16 protein-coding genes and 2 pseudogenes are annotated in these 17,164 nt (G+C 59.2%); 6 read left to right on the forward strand and 12 right to left on the reverse strand.

Annotated elements, in window-relative coordinates; translation table 11 throughout:
• Positions 1–43 precede the first annotated feature (43 nt).
• Positions 44–721, forward strand: a complete 678-nt coding sequence (locus B9N88_RS20470) for a dTMP kinase (RefSeq protein ID WP_027605840.1) — start codon at positions 44–46, stop codon at positions 719–721.
• Here the strand turns inward: B9N88_RS20470 and B9N88_RS20475 are convergent.
• Positions 674–2,455, reverse strand: coding sequence for a sensor domain-containing phosphodiesterase (locus B9N88_RS20475; protein ID WP_027605841.1), 1,782 nt, complete (start codon positions 2,453–2,455; stop codon positions 674–676). The genes B9N88_RS20470 and B9N88_RS20475 overlap by 48 nt on opposite strands.
• 94 nt (positions 2,456–2,549) lie before the next feature.
• On the opposite strand from B9N88_RS20475, the gene solA reads away from it, so the two are divergent.
• Entirely contained in the window at positions 2,550–3,707 is a 1,158-nt protein-coding gene (solA, locus tag B9N88_RS20480; protein ID WP_051429354.1) for an N-methyl-L-tryptophan oxidase, read from the forward strand.
• 257 nt (positions 3,708–3,964) lie between these two features.
• Here solA and B9N88_RS20485 read toward each other — a convergent pair whose 3' ends face one another.
• Positions 3,965–4,714, reverse strand: a complete 750-nt coding sequence (locus B9N88_RS20485) for an SDR family NAD(P)-dependent oxidoreductase (protein WP_027605842.1) — start codon at positions 4,712–4,714, stop codon at positions 3,965–3,967.
• Between the two features lie 98 nt (positions 4,715–4,812).
• On the opposite strand from B9N88_RS20485, the gene B9N88_RS20490 reads away from it, so the two are divergent.
• Complete coding sequence (locus B9N88_RS20490; RefSeq protein WP_027605843.1) at positions 4,813–5,172, forward strand: winged helix-turn-helix transcriptional regulator; 360 nt, start codon at positions 4,813–4,815, stop codon at positions 5,170–5,172.
• 97 nt (positions 5,173–5,269) lie between these two features.
• On the opposite strand, the pseudogene B9N88_RS20495 reads toward B9N88_RS20490, so the two are convergent.
• The 5 genes and pseudogenes from B9N88_RS20495 to deoC form a co-directional block, all read right to left on the reverse strand.
• Positions 5,270–5,653: pseudogene (locus B9N88_RS20495) on the reverse strand (response regulator); the annotation flags it as partial.
• A gap of 2 nt (positions 5,654–5,655) precedes the next feature.
• Complete coding sequence (locus B9N88_RS20500; RefSeq protein WP_027605844.1) at positions 5,656–6,984, reverse strand: ATP-binding protein; 1,329 nt, start codon at positions 6,982–6,984, stop codon at positions 5,656–5,658.
• Between the two features lie 12 nt (positions 6,985–6,996).
• Positions 6,997–7,608, reverse strand: a complete 612-nt coding sequence (locus B9N88_RS20505) for a chemotaxis protein CheC (protein ID WP_027605845.1) — start codon at positions 7,606–7,608, stop codon at positions 6,997–6,999.
• The gene (locus B9N88_RS20510; protein ID WP_027605846.1) at positions 7,608–7,967 is read right to left on the reverse strand and encodes a response regulator; all 360 of its coding nucleotides are present in this window, start codon (positions 7,965–7,967) and stop codon (positions 7,608–7,610) included. Before B9N88_RS20510 ends, B9N88_RS20505 begins: the two co-directional genes overlap by 1 nt.
• A 189-nt stretch (positions 7,968–8,156) precedes the next feature.
• Positions 8,157–8,840 carry a deoxyribose-phosphate aldolase gene (deoC, locus tag B9N88_RS20515; protein WP_027605847.1) on the reverse strand — a complete coding sequence of 228 codons (684 nt, stop codon included), beginning with the start codon at positions 8,838–8,840 and terminating at the stop codon, positions 8,157–8,159.
• A 128-nt stretch (positions 8,841–8,968) separates the two neighbouring features.
• On the opposite strand from deoC, the gene deoR reads away from it, so the two are divergent.
• On the forward strand, positions 8,969–9,727 hold the full coding sequence (gene deoR / locus B9N88_RS20520; RefSeq protein WP_043293538.1) for a DNA-binding transcriptional repressor DeoR: 759 nt from the start codon (positions 8,969–8,971) through the stop codon (positions 9,725–9,727).
• Here the strand turns inward: deoR and B9N88_RS20525 are convergent.
• The 5 genes and pseudogenes from B9N88_RS20525 to B9N88_RS33370 all read right to left on the reverse strand — a co-directional run.
• A complete protein-coding gene (locus B9N88_RS20525) occupies positions 9,724–10,770 on the reverse strand; it encodes an aldose 1-epimerase family protein (RefSeq protein WP_027605849.1) in 1,047 nt (348 codons plus the stop codon). The two genes, deoR and B9N88_RS20525, sit on opposite strands and share 4 nt — an antisense overlap.
• Complete coding sequence (fucP, locus tag B9N88_RS20530; RefSeq protein ID WP_027605850.1) at positions 10,767–12,098, reverse strand: L-fucose:H+ symporter permease; 1,332 nt, start codon at positions 12,096–12,098, stop codon at positions 10,767–10,769. Before fucP ends, B9N88_RS20525 begins: the two co-directional genes overlap by 4 nt.
• 26 nt (positions 12,099–12,124) lie before the next feature.
• Positions 12,125–13,045, reverse strand: coding sequence for a ribokinase (gene rbsK, locus B9N88_RS20535; RefSeq protein ID WP_027605851.1), 921 nt, complete (start codon positions 13,043–13,045; stop codon positions 12,125–12,127).
• A 199-nt stretch (positions 13,046–13,244) separates the two neighbouring features.
• Positions 13,245–14,108 (reverse strand): methyl-accepting chemotaxis protein, encoded by an 864-nt coding sequence (locus B9N88_RS33365; RefSeq protein WP_371263379.1) that lies wholly within the window; start codon positions 14,106–14,108, stop codon positions 13,245–13,247.
• Positions 14,103–14,858 (reverse strand): annotated as a pseudogene (locus B9N88_RS33370) (MCP four helix bundle domain-containing protein); the annotation flags it as partial. The gene B9N88_RS33365 and the pseudogene B9N88_RS33370, both read right to left, overlap by 6 nt.
• 136 nt (positions 14,859–14,994) lie before the next feature.
• On the opposite strand from B9N88_RS33370, the gene B9N88_RS20545 reads away from it, so the two are divergent.
• Entirely contained in the window at positions 14,995–16,203 is a 1,209-nt protein-coding gene (locus B9N88_RS20545) for a multidrug effflux MFS transporter (RefSeq protein WP_027605853.1), read from the forward strand.
• 100 nt (positions 16,204–16,303) lie between these two features.
• On the forward strand, positions 16,304–17,161 hold the full coding sequence (locus B9N88_RS20550; protein ID WP_027605854.1) for an SDR family oxidoreductase: 858 nt from the start codon (positions 16,304–16,306) through the stop codon (positions 17,159–17,161).
• The last annotated feature ends 3 nt before the right edge of the window (positions 17,162–17,164 follow it).

Raw genomic sequence — 17,164 nt, forward strand, 5'->3', positions numbered from 1 at the left:
CCGGACAGGGCAAAAAAACGGTATCTCAATTGTTAAGTGAAGAATGAATCGTCCGCTGTTTGTTTCTCTGGATGGGCCCAAGGGCACCGGCAAAACCACGCTGTTGGAGGCCGTTACGAAAGCACTGAGGGCAGGCAACAAAAAGGTGATCCGGCTTTGCGAGAGAAAAAGCGATCCGTACCGGGAGGGAACAATGGCGCTTGTTAACCAGCTCGTCAGAAATCCCTCCCGGGAGCTGGAGCTGCGGGTGTGTGAACGCTTTGCTGACAGCCGTGCCTGGATTTCCCGGCAGGTGCTGGCTAAACAGCCACCAGGCAGCATCATCCTGATCGATCGCTGGTACCCGTCGGATGCCGCGTTTCGCCGGATAATTCCGTTTGCAGAGATCCTGCAGTTGAACATTGATCGAAACGTGCGAGTGCCAGACCTGCATGTCGGGATTGTCACCGCCCCTGAGATTTCATGGGCGAGGGCAGCGGCACGACGGCGTGGGCTGAGCAGCACGGTGATCCATAAGCTGGAAGAACATAGCGCGTGTACCCAGGCATTCGAGCGAGCGATGGCAGATCACGGTTGGGTTTTGTGCCGTAATGAAGGCACGATCGAAGACGCAACGATGCAGGTGGTGTCCGCGATCTATAGAGTCCTTGCTTGCGCGTCCCCGGCAGTCATTCTACCGGCCCCGACCTCCATCGACTCCTTGTGCTATCCAGGCTTCTAATGCCTCGGCGCTCATAGGCTTGGCTATCAAATAACCCTGTGCCTCGGAACATCCCCACTGAATTAACAGGTCCAGGATTTCCTGATTTTCTACGCCTTCTGCAACCACCCGGTAGCCGAGCCCCTTAGCCAGTCCGATCAGGGTTTTAACCAGTTGCTTGTCATTTTGATTGCTGCCCAGCCCGCTGATCAGAGATTGGTCAAGCTTGACAGTATTGGCCGGGAGCTCCTTCAAATAAGCCCAGTTGCTGTAGCCGGTGCCAAAGTCATCAACAGCAACCTCTACGCCAAACTTACGGACACGCTCCAGTTGCCGGATGACTTCTTCAGGGTTGGTCATGAGCATGCTTTCGGTAAACTCAAGTTCAAAGCCAGCTGGGTCCAGGCCGTGCTGTTGAATCTCATGGATCATCGCGTCGACGAATTCGGCGCTTTCAAGATCGCTGACGGTAATGTTCATCGCTATCCGCAGGCGCACACCTTGCGCTTTCCAAATAACCGCTTGCTGGATGATTGCGTTGAGCACCCACAATCCAACAGAAGGTATGAGTGCGGTTTTTTCAGCCAAGGGTATGAATTCAGCAGGGCTGATGGGCCCCAGTAAAGGATGTGTCCAACGTAATAGTGCTTCTACTGAATGACACCGTCCTGAGGGCAGTTTGATTTTTGGCTGGTACACCAGGCTGAACTGTTTGTCGGCGCTGACCGCCTCCGGCAACGAACTCAACAACATGAACGCGCGTTGTTGAGCCGCATCAAAATGGGGCTCATAGCGCGACCATCCCAGCCTGCGGTCACGCGCCTCATCCGCAGCGCTGACCACCAGGCGAAGCCAGTCTTGCTGGAGCCCTGAGCTATGAATAGGCAGGACGCCAATCCCGACTTGCATGAGTATGGGGATGGCGTGGCATTCGACAGGCTTTTTGAAGTCCTTGAGGATGTTTTCACAAATGTGCTCGGCCGTTTGATCCTCCTCAAGGAGGAAACCAAACCGCGTCGGGCTAATTTTATAAAGTAGACACTGTGGCGGTAATAGTTTTTGTAGGCGCGCTTTGATTGCCAGGACCAAGTCTGTGGCAAAACTGTAACCCAGCGCCTTCACGATATCGTTGAGGAACTTTGGCGAGATGATGTCAACCGCATACGCTTGGCACGCGCTGTGGGTCTTTAGCGCTTGGCGTATATCCTCCTCAAACCGGAGTCGATTAAATAACCCTGTGGGTTGGTCGACGAAGTTTCGAGAGCGCATGCTGTGGATGTGCATCATCACCAGTTCAGCAAAACCGCTGAGCATCGCGCTATCACGCTCACTCATAGCGGCACGTGAGACTGTATCAATGATGCACAGGCTTCCCAGCGTAAAACCCTCTTCGGTAATCAGTGGGGTGCCTGTGTAATAACGAATATACGGAGGCCCCGTTACCAGGGAATTGTCTTTAAAACGGGGATCAAGCGTCGCGTCCAATACCTCCAGCGGGGCGTTATCGAGCGTCGAGTAAGCGCAGAAGGACACTTCTCGTGGTGTCTGCGTCTCTTCAAGCCCTACGCGCGCCTTGAACCATTGCTGATGCTCATCGACGATCGAAATCAGCGCTATGGGTGCGTTGAAGTAAGCAGAAACCATCTCGACGATTTTATCGAAGACAGTATCGTACTCGCTGTCAGCTGGACAAAATTTCGCGACCTCTTTAAGCCGTTCAATTTCATTCGGCGGAATAGGAGCGCCTGCGCCCATGACAATCCTCGGAGTGGCTGTGTTTATGTGCACGGTATCAGACAGTGCCATCATTATGATGTTGTTTTTTCTATTCCTCTGATAGCTCAACGGTATGCAGGCAGACGACCTCTCCTGTGTTGCCGGGAGAGGCGCGTGTTTGGCCTCAGCGCACCCACCTCACAACCTGGGCTCCAGCCATGGCGATACGCGTATTACCCGGCTTTCGGTGGGTGAGGGCGCGCAGTACGTTCCCATTGTGCGCAATTCCCAACGCATCTGGCGCGAGCTTGAGCAATTGTCCGGGGAGTCGCTGTTCGAACAGTCGGGTCTATTGGTTCTGACTTCGAGTCCCGAGTTTGACCCCAACGATAAAACCGACTTCACATTGCGCACCATCGGCCTAGCACAGGCCTATGGCATCGAGCACGACGTTTTATCCGCCGACCGGATTCGCCAGCGCTTTCCACAATTTGCCAACGTACACGACACTGCCATCGGCTATTTCGAGCCAGGTGGAGGTTTTGTACGTCCTGAACGTTGCATTGATTTGCAGCTCAAATTGGCCGAGCAACACGGAGCAATCCTCTACAAAGGCGAAACCGTCACTGGGATTAGCTCGAATGAGCAGGGAGTCCATGTCACTACGAATCTGCGCACGCTCTTTGCAAACAAGCTTGTGATTAGCGCCGGCAACTGGAGCGGCGGTTTGCTGGGCGAGCCGTTTGACAGCCTGCTCAGCGTCTACCGGCAGAAGCTGTTCTGGTTCGGGCTGGAGGAGGGCGCCGAGTGGGTGGATCACTCACCGACGTTTATCCTCACTCACGGCCGTGGCGACGACAAAATCAACTACGGCTTTCCCGCATTACACGGCGAGGGCAGCCTGAAAATCGCCACCGCGCAATACCACACTACTTCGTTGCCGCAAACAATGGATCGTACGGTCTCGCCGGCGGAAGAGCGGGACATGTATGAGCACCAGGTGCGCGGCCGCATCGTCGGTGTGACCTCGAGCGTGGTCAAGTCTGCTGTCTGCGCCTACACCGTGACGCCGGATCGCCATTTCATTATCGATGAGCATCCGTCGTGGCAGCACACCTTGGTGGTGTCCGCCTGTTCCGGTCACGGCTTCAAACATTCCGCCGCGTTGGGCGAGGCGTTTGCACAGTGGTGCATACGCGGTTCGACCGACTTGGATCTCTCGTCTTTCTCCCTTAAACGCCTCGAGCGCTATCATGGACGTGAAGCCGGATTCACGGTGCCGAGTACGTAAGCGTTCCGGGAACACACTCATGAATCTTGATTCGCTGAGAAGTAAGTCAAGCATCAGCGTTCCCTCCGGCGATGAGTAATGCCGTCAGGTACGAATCCAGCACCTATGATAGCGATGGTGCACCGCAGTAGGCGACGAGAGCGGGAAGTGGCTGAGCCTGACACGCGATTTAACATAATATACATTATGCGTAATATGATGTTGCGTAATGAGGGGCAGTGCCCGTCAGATTCCAACAGGCAAAACCCCTCTCTGGCTCAAACCTGAGCGAACCCTCCATCCACGAACATTTCGCTGCCGGTCATGAAGCTGCTGTCGTCCGACGCCAGGAACAATGCCGCCGCCGCAACTTCTTCCGGTTGGCCGATACGGCCCAGTGGCAACTGCGCCGTCATATCGTCAATGATTGCATCCTTCTGGCCGGTACTTGAAAGCGCCAGGTCCAGGCCCGGTGTCGAGATCGGTCCCGGTGAAAGTACGTTGACGCGAATACCGCTGCCTTTCAAATCCAGCGCCCAGCTCCTGGCGAAATTACGCAATGCGGCTTTCGTGGCGCTGTACACGCTGAACGCCGGTGTGCCCATGGTGCCGGTAGTCGAACCGGTGAGGATGACCGAACCGCCGGCGTGCATCAGTGGCAGCGCTGTTTGCACGGTGAACAGTGTGCCTTTGACGTTGATGCCGAACGTGCGATCGAACGACTCTTCGGTGATCGACCCGAGCGGCTGGAAATCCCCCAGGCCCGCATTGGCGAACAGCACGTCTACGCGACCTTTGACGCTTTTGATGTGGGTGAAAATGCGCTCCAGGTCGTCCAGCCTCGAGATATCCCCTTGAATGGCGAGCGCTCCAGGCCCGATCAGCCCGAGCGCCTTGTCCAGTTCTTCCTGCCTGCGTCCCACAATCACAACCTGTGCACCTTCCGCTGCAAAGCGCATGGCGGTTGCCAGGCCAATACCACTGTTGCCACCGGTGATCACTGCAATTTTTCCGTCGAGCCTGCTCATGGTTAACTCCGAAGAATGTTGAGGCCCAACTCTAGATCCAGACTATTCTTTTGAATAGTATGCACCTTTTAGTAAGTACCCCTTTGGAGCACCATCACATGGCGAACAACACCTTCAATTGCGGGCTCGAGGCTGCCCTGGCGGTGATTGGCGGCAAATGGAAACCGCTGGTCCTGTATAACCTGGCGCGACATGTTCATCGGTATGGCGAGTTAAGGCGTGCGATTGGCGGCGTGACCGACAAGGTACTGATCCAGCAACTCAAGGAATTGGAGCGCGACGAAATCATCGCGCGGATCGACTTCCAGGAGATCCCGCCCAAGGTCGAGTATTCCCTGACACCCTTCGGGCAGTCCCTGGCCACTGCGCTGGGCGCGTTGTGCGTGTGGGGCACCGAACATATGGACACGGTCGAGCGCATCAGCGAACGGCGTATCAGCGCCCTCGCCCAGGCCTGAGCCCTGCCCCGATAGCCAACTCAACTAAATGACTATTTAGTTGAGTTATAGGCTTGGCGACGAATTCGCAGGGTTACGCTCAGCGAGCACTCTTCATTTCCAGAGCCTGATCGAGAGTGAGCTTGAGCTCTTCATCATTCCAGGGCTTGCTGATGTAACGGAACACATACCCATCGTTGATCGCCTGGGTGATCATGCTCATATCGGCGTAGCCGGTCAGCAGGATATTCACGCAGTGCGGATCGCGCCTATGCACCTCGCGCAGCAAGGTCGGCCCGTCCATGAACGGCATGCGCGCGTCGCAGACGATCAGGTCGACAGCGTGTTGTTCGAAAAGGCTCAGCGCCTGGGCCCCGCTCGTGGCCAGCAGCAAGTCGTAAGGCTTTGCGCGCAGCAGGCGCCGAAGGCTGTTGAGGATACTTTCCTCATCATCCACCAGCATGACGGTGTGTCGTTTTTCGCAGGAAGACAGCGTATCCATGATCAGCGTCCTTCAACGGCGCAGGTAGAGACAGCCTCGATTACCGGCTGGCGTAAGGGTAACCAGACGCGGAAGCGACTTCCCCTGCCCGGCTCACTGTCGACGGTGAGCCGTCCATGGTGCTTGACCATGATGCTGTACGACAACGACAGGCCAAGGCCCGACCCCATGCCCACCGGCTTGGTTGTGAAGAACGGTTCGAATATCCGGTTCTGGATTTCAAGGGGAATGCCGTGGCCGTTGTCGGCAATTTCGACGAAGACGCCCCCGTCCTCCCTGCCGCTGCTGAGGGTGATTTCGCCGTCGGCCCCCACGGCATGGCTGGCATTGATGAGCAGGTTCAGGAAGACCTGGTTGATCTGTGAGCCCATGCATTCGATGGGCTCGACATCGCCGTAGCGCTTGATCACCTGAGCCTTGAACTTGATCTCGTTCCAGATAACGTTGAGGGTGCTGTCGAGCCCCTTGTGCAGATCGGCCAACTGCCATTCGTAACTGTCGACGTGGGAGAACTCGCGCAGGTCCTTGACGATGCGAGTGACCCGGTCAAGGCCGTCGACCGACTCGGCCAGCAGGTCGTCGATGTCCTGGCGCATGAAGGTGTAATCCATCTTGTCCCGCATCACCGCAAGCTCGGGATGAGCGCTGGCATGCCTCTCGTCGGTCGCCTGTTCATGGGCTTCGAGCAGCGCGAAGATGTCCACCAGGTAACGACGCAGGCTGTTGACGTTGGAGCCGACAAACCCGATCGGGTTATTGATCTCGTGGGCCACGCCTGCAGCAAGTTGCCCTATCGCCGCCATTTTCTCGGACTGCAGCAACTGCGCCTGTGCGTCTTCGAGCCGCGCGATCAGCAGCGCCTGGGCACCCTTTTCTTCTTCCAGCAACTTGTTAAGTTGCGTCAACTCGAGTTGGCGGGCAGCCGTATCAGTCGTATCACTGATGGCCAGGCCCACGCCAAGATTGCTGCCATCGGCGTCTTGCACGGGGAAGAAGGTGCAGTTCTGATACATGAGCCGGACCATGCCGCTGATGGGCCGGGTACTCTCGAAATTGAACAGGTGCGGCCGCTGCTGCCATGACGTGAACGCAAAGTTTTGCAGGGTGATGACGCTGTTGATCTTCTGCCGGGTCCAGGCCTCCGGCAGCTCCGGAAAGGCTTCGAACAACGTACGGCCGACCAGTTCTTCCGCGCTGCGGCCACTGTTGATGGACATGAAATGGTTAGAGAACAGCACCTTGCAGTCCTGGTCGACCAGCAGCACGCCCATATTGATGGCCTTGAGCATCGACTCAAGGGTTTCCCGGGAAATTACCTTGCTGTCTGTCATGAAGAGGCCCCTTCAAAGCTCGTCCAGCAAACGATCGATGGCCCGAACGACAACGCCTGCCGTACGTTCAGTGATGCAGATCAACAAGTCGCAGGAGAACTGATGAGCCTGAACCTCGAAACGGATTTCCAGCACCATCGCCAGGTGTTCATTCAGGTTCAATTCATCCAGTGCATTCGCCGCATGTTCGGTGTGGACGAGAATGGACGGTGCGTCATAGCTCACCTGAGTCGCCACCTGCCGTGCCAGGCCACTGATGCAGGCGCCGGTCAGGATGTTGGTGACATCAAGCATCAATTCGTGCTGCTGCTCCAGGCCGCTGCCCTTGTAGCCCAGCAGTTCGGCCAGTTCATCGGCCCCCTTGGAGCCAAAGCACACGAACACTTCGCCACGTAACTCACCCAGAAAAGACTGGCGGGTGACGATCATGAAGCTCCGGCGCAGATGCTCCGGAATCAACAGGTGATTCTGTTCCCGGATCAGCGGGTGAATAAAGGGAACCGAAAGCGTCACCATGGTATCGGTCAGCAGCGCCAGTCGCTCGGCCGCCTGTCCCATGGCGATGTTCATCAGTTCCTGCAGGGCATCACGTTGGTCTTCGGTGAGTGCGGCCAAGGTTTCCATCAAAGCACTCCTATGACGTGCAAGGCACTGACTACAGCTTCAGCCGTAACCGGCTTGGCTACGAATGCAGCAGCGCCCAGGTCGAATACCCGTTGCCTGGCCAGGGGTTGGATGTCTGCACTGATCACCACGACGACCACATTGGCGTCTTCGCGCTTGAGTGCTTCCAGGGTCTGGAAGCCGTCCATGACGGGCATGGTGAGGTCGAGAAAAAGCAGGTCGACCAAACCGGCGTGGTAAGCCTCCATCACCTCGGCACCGTTACAGGCCTGGCGAACATCTTCGGTCAGTGATTCCGGCAGGGAACGCAAGACCATCTTGCGGGACATGGATGAATCATCGGCGATTAGAACTTTCATGGTGCACTCCACAGGTATGAAGTGTCCTGCGGCCTCGGCCGAGGCCGGAGAAATCAAGACTTCATTGAATCTTCCAATCACTCTAGCGTGACATATAGCAAAGAGCCATGAAGAAATCCGGATAGTGCTCTAATGATTTGCGCGGCCTGTAGGGATTTCCCTACAGGCTGCCAAGCGCCGGCCCGAAACTCAGTAACCACTGGCCGCCGTCATCGCCCCGCCGACAATCGCAATCCCCGAACTGCTGCCCAAACGTGTCGCGCCAGCTTCAATCATTTTCAGTGCCGTCGGATAATCGCGCACGCCCCCGGACGCCTTGACCCCAACCGCGGCGCCCACGGTTTTACGCATCAGGGCCACGTCTTCGGCGGTGGCACCGCTTCGGCTGAACCCCGTGGAGGTCTTGACGAACGCCACACCCAGGTCCCGGCAGATTTCGCAGGCCTGGACTTTCTCTTCGTCGTCCAGCAGGCAGGTTTCCAGGATGACCTTCAACGGCACGGCGCCGCAGGCCTTGTGGACCAAGGCAATGTCTTCGCGCACTGCCTCCAGCAAACCGTCCTTCAACCAGCCGATATTGAGCACCATGTCGATCTCCCCTGCCCCGGCGGCAATCGCCCGTTCGGCTTCGAAGGCCTTGGTGTCACTCAGGCCGGCGCCCAGGGGAAAGCCCACCACGGCACAAATCACCACGCTGTCGTCGGTCAGGCAGGAAGCGGCGTAAGGCACCTGCCCCGAGTTCAGGCACACCGAATAAAAACCGTGCTCCCGGGCTTCCTCGCACAAGGTGCGAATCTGCTCGCGGGAGGCGTCGGGCGCCAGCAAGGTGTGATCGATGTACTTGGCCAATGCTGCGGGTTGAAGAGTGTTCATTTAACGTGCCCTTGCCTGTATGTTGCGAATGGTCGTGTGCCGCTTGTCACAGCACTCACACTAATACGTTACAATAATAACATTAAATGTTACTTATCTAACACAAACAATCAAGCCCTGGAATACTCGTGGACAGTAGAAAAGCCGAGCGACTCAAGCTTATCCAACAAGCCTTGCAGGACCAGAACGCCATTCACCTGAGGGAAATGGCGGCGCTGCTGGAGGTTTCGGAGATGACCCTGCGCCGCGATCTCAACCACTTCAGTGATCACCTGCGCCTGCTGGGTGGCTACATCACCCGGGTCGGCAGCGAGGTCAGCGATTACCGGGTTGCCGAGCAGGACACCCGCCACGTCGAGGAAAAGCGCCGCATCGGCAAACTCGCCGCGCGCCTGATCCAGCCCGGTGACACGGTGTTTTTCGACTGCGGTACCACCTCGCCGTTCGTGATCGACTTCATCCCCGACGACCTGGAGTTCACGGCGGTGTGCAGCTCGTTGAACGTGCTGCTCAAGCTGCATAACAAGCCTAACTGCCACATCGTGTTGTGCGGCGGCACCTTCCACCGCAAGAACCAGGTGTTTGAAAACAGTGCCGAAAGCAGCATCCTCGACAGCGTGCGCCTGACCTGGGCCTTCGTGACGGCCGCCGGCGTCAGCCAGGCATTCGGCGTGACGTGCTTCAACTTCAACGAAGTCGAGGTCAAGCGAAAGGTCATGCGCCAGGCCCAGCAACGTGTGTTGCTCGCCGATTTCAGCAAGTTCGACACGGTGCGCACCGCTCACTTCGCCACCCTGGAGGACTTTCAGTACGTGGTCAGCGACAAGAAAATCCCCCGCAGCTACAAGGACGCCATCCAGGCCCACGGCGCGCAATTGCTGGTTTAACCCAGCAACCGCTGGCGTTCCTGCGCGCTCAGGTAGCCGGTGGTGACCCTGAACGAAGCGCTGGCGCCCGCCGCCAGCAGACGCACGTGGCCTTTGGCTTTCTCGGCGTTATAGCCCTCGGGTTCGCACGTCGATGGCAGCACGAACGCCGCCACTTGCTGATCCGGCGTGTGCAGGATCCAGCGTGCGGCGTGCTCGAATTGTTCGGGGCGATAGCGGGTGTAGAACGCCGCGCCATCGGGATGATCCAGCAGGAAGTGCGCCTGGCCGGTGGCGTCCGTGCCGACGCCGTCGAAGAAAAACACGATTTCAGGGTCGTACAACCCCGGCTGATCGAGACAGGCCAATTGCCCGGGTTGTTCGGCCAGTTGCGCCATGTAGGCACTCCAGTCCGGCGTCGGCTTGACGTGGCCCGGAATGCTGGTGCGCAGGCGCAGGCGCTGCATGCCCCAAGGCTCGACAAACCGCGCGCCGGCCACAAAGGCGTAGTTCATGTGGGCCATGTACATCAGTTCCATAGGCTTGCCGGCCAGGTTGGTCACGTCCATGTCGATATCGAACACCGCCGAATCGGCGCGCAGGGTCACGCTGGGGCACGCCCGGTAGCGATCGCCGAAGCCCTTGGCATATTGATAACAACCGCCCAGGCGCACAAAGCCCTCGCCGATGTCCAGCCAGGCCGAGTCCATCGGGGCGCAAGGCATTTCGCCGTGCAAGGCGTGGGTGTCATCCGGCGACGGGCAACCGTTGCGCAGCAGGCCACTGTGAAACATGAAGCAGCCGTAGGTATCGACGACCGTCGGGCTGGGCCGGGGTTGCTCGAACAGGTTGCTCATGGTCAGGTCACAGCCATCGAACATCGCCGACCAGATCATCTGCCCTTGATAAGGCAGCAGCACCAGGCGTCCACGGCTGTTCTCCAGGCTCACGGCCAGCACCCCGGATGGATAGATCCAGGCACTGACCTTGAAATCCTCGGACTGCAACAGGATTCTCTCCTGCTCGGCAAACACCGCTGGATACAGCGGGATCTGCGTATTCATGAGGCCACCGCCGCGGCGGCGCTCGACGGCAACGTGCCGGGTTGGCGCATGCACTTGACCGCGTACATCACGATCACGATAAAGCACAGCAACGGTACGCTGTAGGCCAGTTGCATATTGCCGCCGCTGGCATCGGACAACAGGCCCTGGAAGATCGGAATCACCCCGCCGCCGACGATGCTCATCACCAGCAATGAACCGCCGACGCCGGTGTCTTCACCCAGCCCATCGATGGTCAGGCCGTAAATGGTCGGCCAGCACGGGCCGAGGAAAATACTCACGCCGACCGCTGCGTACACCGCCGAAATATTCGGCACCAGAATGGTGTAGGCCAGCAGCACAATGCACAGCACACCGTAGATCGCCAGGACCTTGGCCGGATGCAGGCGGCGCATCAACAGGTTGGCGATCATCTTGCCGACAAAGTAGGCGGCAAAGGTGGTCAGCAAAAACCATGAGGCGCTGCGCTCATTCATTCCGCCCATTTGCATCGCCAGGCGAATGGTGAAACTCCACACGCCGACCTGGGCGCCCACGTAGAGAAACTGCGCCAATACGCCAAAGGTAAAGCGCGGGTTACGCCACAGTCGGCCCAGGCTGTGGCGCAGGCTGCCAGGCTTGCTGTCAGCCGGCTTATTGCCCTTGCAGGCCGGGAACCGAGTGATCGCAACCAGGATAAACATCAGCACCAGCACGGCGATCATCCACTTGTAGGGCAACAGCGTGGACTGGATCATCTGCAACTGCTGCACGGCGGCCTCGGAGGCGCTCATCCGGGTCAGTTGTTCCGTGGTCGCGTCGGTGTCCTTGAACATCACGAAACTGCCGACGTACACCCCTGCCATCGCACCGAAGGGGTGGAACGTCTGCGAGATGTTCAAGCGCCGCGTCCCGGTTTCCCTGGGCCCCATCAGGGTCGAGTAGGTGTTGCAGGCGGTTTCCAGGAACGACAGGCCGGCCGCAATCACAAACAGCGCCAGCAGGAACATGCCGTACTTGGCCGTCGACGCCGCCGGGAAAAACAGCAGGCAGCCGAACATGTACAGCAGCAACCCGATCAGGATCGTGCTCTTGTAGCTGAAGCGGCGCACCACCATTGCCGCCGGAATCGCCACGAAAAAGTAGCCCAGGTAAAACGCCGACTGCACAAAGGCGGTCTGGAAATCACTGAGCAAAAACGCTTTCTTGAAGTGTGCGATCAGCACGTCATTCATGCTTGCCGCCGCCGCCCACAGCGCAAAGATGCTGCACAGCAGGATAAAGGCGAACCAGGGCGTGCGGTTCAGGTAGAAACCATCGGGTGTCTGTTGCAGCGCAGGTTTGTTCATTATTGTTCTCCGGGCTGGTTTGGGGGTTACGGCTGTTGCTGGAAACGGGCGAACGCCTCGCTGTCGGGATATGACGTCTGGGTGCCCAGGGCCATGACCGAGCAGGCGGAATACGCCACGGCCTGTTCCATGGCCTGCCGGATACCGCCGTCGCGGCTCCAGTGCTGGATGAAGCAACCGATAAAGGCATCGCCGGCGCCCGTGGTGTCCCGTGCCACGACCTGTCGGCCCGGCACCCGGAATTCGCCCTCCTCTCCCACGTACAACGCACCGTGTTCACCGAGGGTGACGATCACGTGACGAATGCCGCTGGCCACCAGCGTGCGCGCGGCACGCTGGGCGGCGTCCGGCGAGTCCACGACCTGGCCGGTGATCAACGCCAGTTCCGATTCATTGGGGATCAGGAAATCCAGCTGCGCCAGGTGCTCCCCGCTCAGGCCGGCCAGGGCCGGTGCCGGGTTGAGCAGCACCGCGATGCCGTGCCGGTGCGCAAATTCGATGGCGTAGTAGGCCGTCTCCAGATTGATCTCCAACTGCAGCACGATCAGTGTGCACTCGCGCAGGTCGGCGGCCGCTGCGTCGATGTCCGCCGGCAACAAATGCGCATTGGCGCCTTTGACGATCAGAATGCTGTTGTGGGAGTCGGCTCGCACAAAAATCGGCGCGACACCGCTGGAAACCCCAGGCACCCGCTGCACATGACGGGTGTCGATACCAAAACGCTGGAAGTTGGCCAGGGTGTTGTCGGCAAACATGTCGTCGCCGACCTTGCTCAACATCAGCACCTGCGCCCCAAGCTTGGCGGCCGCGACCGCCTGGTTCGCCCCCTTGCCGCCACACCCGAGGGCAAAACCAGGCGCTTCCAGGGTTTCGCCCTGGGCCGGCATGCGGTCGATGTAGGTGATCAAATCCACCATATTGCTGCCGATGACTGCGATCTTGCTCATTGCTATTCCACCTTGTTGCACCACGACCAGGCAGGTCGTGGTGCTCTTGTTTTGTTATTTAAATAACATTAGGTGTGAATATTCAATCTTTTTTTGCAGTGCTCGGTCAACGAGCCCTGCGAGTGGGCCGGTGGACCGGGCAAAAAAAACCGACCCACAGGGGGCCGGTCCATAAAGCGTGTATCAGGTCTGTGCGGTGTTACAGGCTGAAGCGATCCACGGATTGCGACAACTTGCCGGCCAACCCGGCCAGCTCATCGGTGGTCGAGGCGGTTTCGCCAATGATGCGGCTGTTGTTTTCCGACATTCCCGCAATCATCTCCACCTGGTGGGAGATCTCGTTGCTGGCCAGGCTCTGTTCACCGATGGTGCGCGAGATGTCGTTCACCAACTCGGTGGTATTCAGGGTGGCCTGCAGAATATCGCGGATCGCTCGCTCCACCTCGGCAGTTACCGCCATGCCTTTGTCCACTTGGGTGACGCCCTCCTCCATGCTGGTCACCGCTTCCCGGGTGTTCTGCTGGATACGCCCGACCATGCTGGCAATTTCCTGGGTCGAGGCGCTGGTGCGGCCCGCCAGGCTGCGCACTTCATCGGCGACCACTGCAAAGCCGCGTCCCTGTTCGCCGGCGCGGGCGGCTTCAATCGCGGCGTTCAGGGCCAACAGGTTGGTTTGGTCAGCGATGCCCTTGATCACTTGGATAATGCTGAAGATTGCCTCGGACTCCTTGTCCAGCGTACGAATGACCTGGGCCGATTGCTGCGCTGAGCGGGCAATGCCATCCATGTCCTTCACCACCTGATGGATCACCCGGCCGCCGTCCTTGGCCAGGGCTTCGGCCTGGTTGGCCATATCCAGGGCACGCCCGGCATGCCGGGTGATTTCCTCGATACTGGCGGTCATTTCACTGGCCGCGGCCGCCATGGTGCTGGCGGCCGCGCTTTGCTGCTGACTGCTGCCGGCGACGTCATGGCAGCCCTGGCTCAAGCGTTCGCTCATGCCATTGACGCCGTGGGCATTGCTGCGCACCACCTCGATCATGCCGCGTAGATCTCGCTGCATGGTGGCAAGGCTGCGGATCAACGAGCTGGCTTCGTCCTTGCGCTTGGGTTCGACAATCGGCTCGCTCAGGTTACCCCGGGCGATACTGGCAGCAATGCGACTGGCGGCCTGCAGCGGCGCCATGATGCTCGACAACACCCAGCGCCCCTGGGCCAGCAGCAGCAACAGGCTGGCGAGCAATACGGCGCCCAAGGTCAAATTGGCGTGGCTGATGGTCTGCCGCGTGCTGGCGCTGGTCTCCTGGGTATTGCTTTCGATCAGCTCGCTCATCGCCGCCATTTGATCTTCCAGCTGGGAAAACGCCTTGTTGAAGGTGTCCAGTTCCCCGCGAGCGGCCTCAGGATTCTCCAGTGCCAGCGCGACGATGCGCTCGCCGGCACTGATATAGGTGTCCAGGCTGGGTCTGATTTTTTCCAGGCCGCTTTTGATCGTGGGATCCAGCGGCAACTTGAGGTTGTCCCCCAGTACCTGACGGAAATGCTCGGCGTGTTCCTTCAACGAGGTGTTGACCTCATCCTTGCTGCTGGTGCTTTTGCCCAACCCCACGAGCATCGCGGACAGCACGTCGGCACGCAGTGCGTCGTGCATCATGTCGGCTTCCATATGGTTGCGCAGGACCGTCATGCTCACCTCGCTATCCTGTACGGCCTCGCTCATCCGAACATTCCCCAGGTAGCCGGCCAGGCTCATGACCAGAGCCGTGAGCAACCCAGTGGCAATCAACAGCATCAAGCGTAATTTGATCGTCATGCTGACATCCCCATACCCAACCGTCGAAGCAACGTTCTTACCGTTATCGGCATCAATCCCTGTTAGTGAAGCCTAAGTTTGCGGATCTGCGCGGATCCCTTAAGCTGATCGACTTTTGCGCTGCCGGAAACCGCCCATGTCCCGAAGTATTGCCCACCTTGCGTTACTGCTGGGGTTGATTACCGCCGTCGGCCCGTTCGCCATCGACATCTACCTGCCTGCCCTGCCCACCCTGGGCGCCAGCCTGCACGCCTCGCCGGCGGCGGTACAGATGAGCCTCACGGTATTTTTCATGATCATTGGGGTTTGCCAGCTGTTCTACGGCCCGATCAGCGATGTGTTCGGGCGCAAGCCGCCGATTTACGCCGGGCTGCTGATCTTTGCGGTGGGCAGCGTCGGCTGCGCGCTGGCGCCCACCATTGAAGTGCTGATCGGCTTTCGTGCCGTGCAGGCGTTCGGTGCCTGTGCCGGGATGGTCATTCCCCGGGCGATCGTGCGTGACCTGTACACCGGCCATGAAGCTGCGCGGCTGATGGCCTTGCTGATGCTGGTGATGAGTGTGTCGCCGATTCTCGCGCCGCTGGCCGGCAGCCTGGTGATTTCATTGTGGAGCTGGCGCGAAGTATTCGCCGTGCTCGCGGTGGTGGCCGTGCTGTGCCTGGTGATGACAATTGTGCAGCTGCCCGAAACCCATCCCGCCGAGCGCCGACTGGGCAAGACCTTGGGCACGGCATTCAGCAGCTACGGCGCACTGCTGCGTGACCCGGTCTTCATCGGTCTGTCGGTGGTGTGCGGGTTCGGGCTGGCGACGTTCTTCGTGTTTATCGGCAGTGCGCCCTTCGTGTATATCGAATACTTCGGCCTTACGCCTACCCAGTTCAGCCTGTGTTTCGCCCTGAACGCCGCGTCGTTTTTTGCCATGAGCCAACTCACTGCACGCTTGAGCGCGCGCTTCGGCCTGGCGCCACTGATTCGCTGGTCGGTGGTCGCCGTAGCCGCCGTGATGGTGCTGCTGGCCGCGACCACGCTGTGGGTCGACAGCCTGGCCTTGATGATGGCGTCGCTGTTTATCGGCTTCGGTTTCCTCGGCCTGTTGTTGCCGGCGGCGGGCGTGTTATCCCTGGAAGATCATGGTGCTGTGGCGGGATCTGCCTCCGCCCTGTTGGGCGCGATCCAGATGATCACCGCTGCCGTGTCCATGACCCTGGTCGGAGTGTTCGCCGACCACACACCGGCGCCGATGCTCATGGGTATCGCGCTGTGTGCGCTCGCGGCGATGTTCACCACGCTGTGGACCTTGGGCCGTCTGCCGGCGCACCTGGCGAGCGCCCCGCCCCACGGCTGAGCGATACCGCTCGTCGGGCCTGGCCGGCATCCATTACAACTATCGCCGGCCATGAAACTACTAATCCCATAGCACCGTTCGAAACCTATGGAGATTGGAAATGACTGACTACCCACGCCCGCCCTTCGCCCCCCAGGCGCAAAACGTACCCGGTACCCAGCGCAAGATGGACCCGTACCCGGACTGTGGGGAACAGAGTTACAAGGGCTCCGGCCGGCTGGCCAACAAGATCGCCTTGATCACCGGCGCCGACAGCGGCATTGGCCGCGCAGTGGCGATCGCCTTCGCCCGTGAAGGCGCCGATGTGGCCATCGCGTACCTGGACGAACACGAAGACGCCAGGGAAACCGCGCGCTGGGTCGAGGAAGCCGGCCGCCAATGCCTGTTGCTGCCCGGTGACATCGCGCAAAAAGCCACCTGCCAGGCGCTGGTCGACAAGACCGTGGAACAGTTCGGGCGCATTGACGTGCTGGTCAATAACGCTGCGTTCCAGATGACCCACGAAACGCTCGAAGAGATCGAGGATGAGGAATGGGTCAAGACCTTCGATATCAACATCACCGCGATGTTTCGCCTCTGCAAGGCCGCGCTGCCGCATATGAAGGCCGGCAGTTCGATCATCAACACCAGCTCGGTCAATTCCGACATGCCCAAGCCGACCCTGCTGGCCTATGCCGCCACCAAGGGCGCAATCGCCAACTTCACCGGTGGCTTGGCGCAATTACTCGGCAGCAAGGGCATCCGCGTCAACAGCGTCGCGCCCGGCCCGATCTGGACGCCGTTGATCGTGGCGACCATGACCGATGACGACGTGCAGAGTTTCGGCAGCGAAACCCCACTGGGCCGCCCCGGCCAACCGGTGGAAGTGGCGCCGATTTATGTGCTGCTGGCATCGGACGAGGCCAGCTATATCTCGGGGTCGCGTTATGCGGTCACCGGCGGCAAACCGATTCTGTAGGTC

Origin of the sequence: Pseudomonas sp. LAMO17WK12:I1 (assembly GCF_900177315.1) — a bacterium.
GTDB lineage: Bacteria > Pseudomonadota > Gammaproteobacteria > Pseudomonadales > Pseudomonadaceae > Aquipseudomonas > Aquipseudomonas marginalis.

Bases quoted from the DNA above. Each gene is read 5' to 3' on its own strand.
- B9N88_RS20470 (WP_027605840.1), top strand. From the start codon at position 44: ATGAATCGTCCGCTGTTTGTTTCTCTGGATGGGCCCAAGGGCACCGGC.
- B9N88_RS20475 (WP_027605841.1), bottom strand. From the start codon at position 2,455: ATGGGCGCAGGCGCTCCTATTCCGCCGAATGAAATTGAACGGCTTAAA.
- solA (WP_051429354.1), top strand. From the start codon at position 2,550: ATGCAGGCAGACGACCTCTCCTGTGTTGCCGGGAGAGGCGCGTGTTTG.
- B9N88_RS20485 (WP_027605842.1), bottom strand. From the start codon at position 4,714: ATGAGCAGGCTCGACGGAAAAATTGCAGTGATCACCGGTGGCAACAGT.
- B9N88_RS20490 (WP_027605843.1), top strand. From the start codon at position 4,813: ATGGCGAACAACACCTTCAATTGCGGGCTCGAGGCTGCCCTGGCGGTG.
- B9N88_RS20500 (WP_027605844.1), bottom strand. From the start codon at position 6,984: ATGACAGACAGCAAGGTAATTTCCCGGGAAACCCTTGAGTCGATGCTC.
- B9N88_RS20505 (WP_027605845.1), bottom strand. From the start codon at position 7,608: ATGGAAACCTTGGCCGCACTCACCGAAGACCAACGTGATGCCCTGCAG.
- B9N88_RS20510 (WP_027605846.1), bottom strand. From the start codon at position 7,967: ATGAAAGTTCTAATCGCCGATGATTCATCCATGTCCCGCAAGATGGTC.
- deoC (WP_027605847.1), bottom strand. From the start codon at position 8,840: ATGAACACTCTTCAACCCGCAGCATTGGCCAAGTACATCGATCACACC.
- B9N88_RS20525 (WP_027605849.1), bottom strand. From the start codon at position 10,770: ATGAATACGCAGATCCCGCTGTATCCAGCGGTGTTTGCCGAGCAGGAG.
- fucP (WP_027605850.1), bottom strand. From the start codon at position 12,098: ATGAACAAACCTGCGCTGCAACAGACACCCGATGGTTTCTACCTGAAC.
- rbsK (WP_027605851.1), bottom strand. From the start codon at position 13,045: ATGAGCAAGATCGCAGTCATCGGCAGCAATATGGTGGATTTGATCACC.
- B9N88_RS33365 (WP_371263379.1), bottom strand. From the start codon at position 14,108: ATGCAGCGAGATCTACGCGGCATGATCGAGGTGGTGCGCAGCAATGCC.
- B9N88_RS20545 (WP_027605853.1), top strand. From the start codon at position 14,995: ATGTCCCGAAGTATTGCCCACCTTGCGTTACTGCTGGGGTTGATTACC.
- B9N88_RS20550 (WP_027605854.1), top strand. From the start codon at position 16,304: ATGACTGACTACCCACGCCCGCCCTTCGCCCCCCAGGCGCAAAACGTA.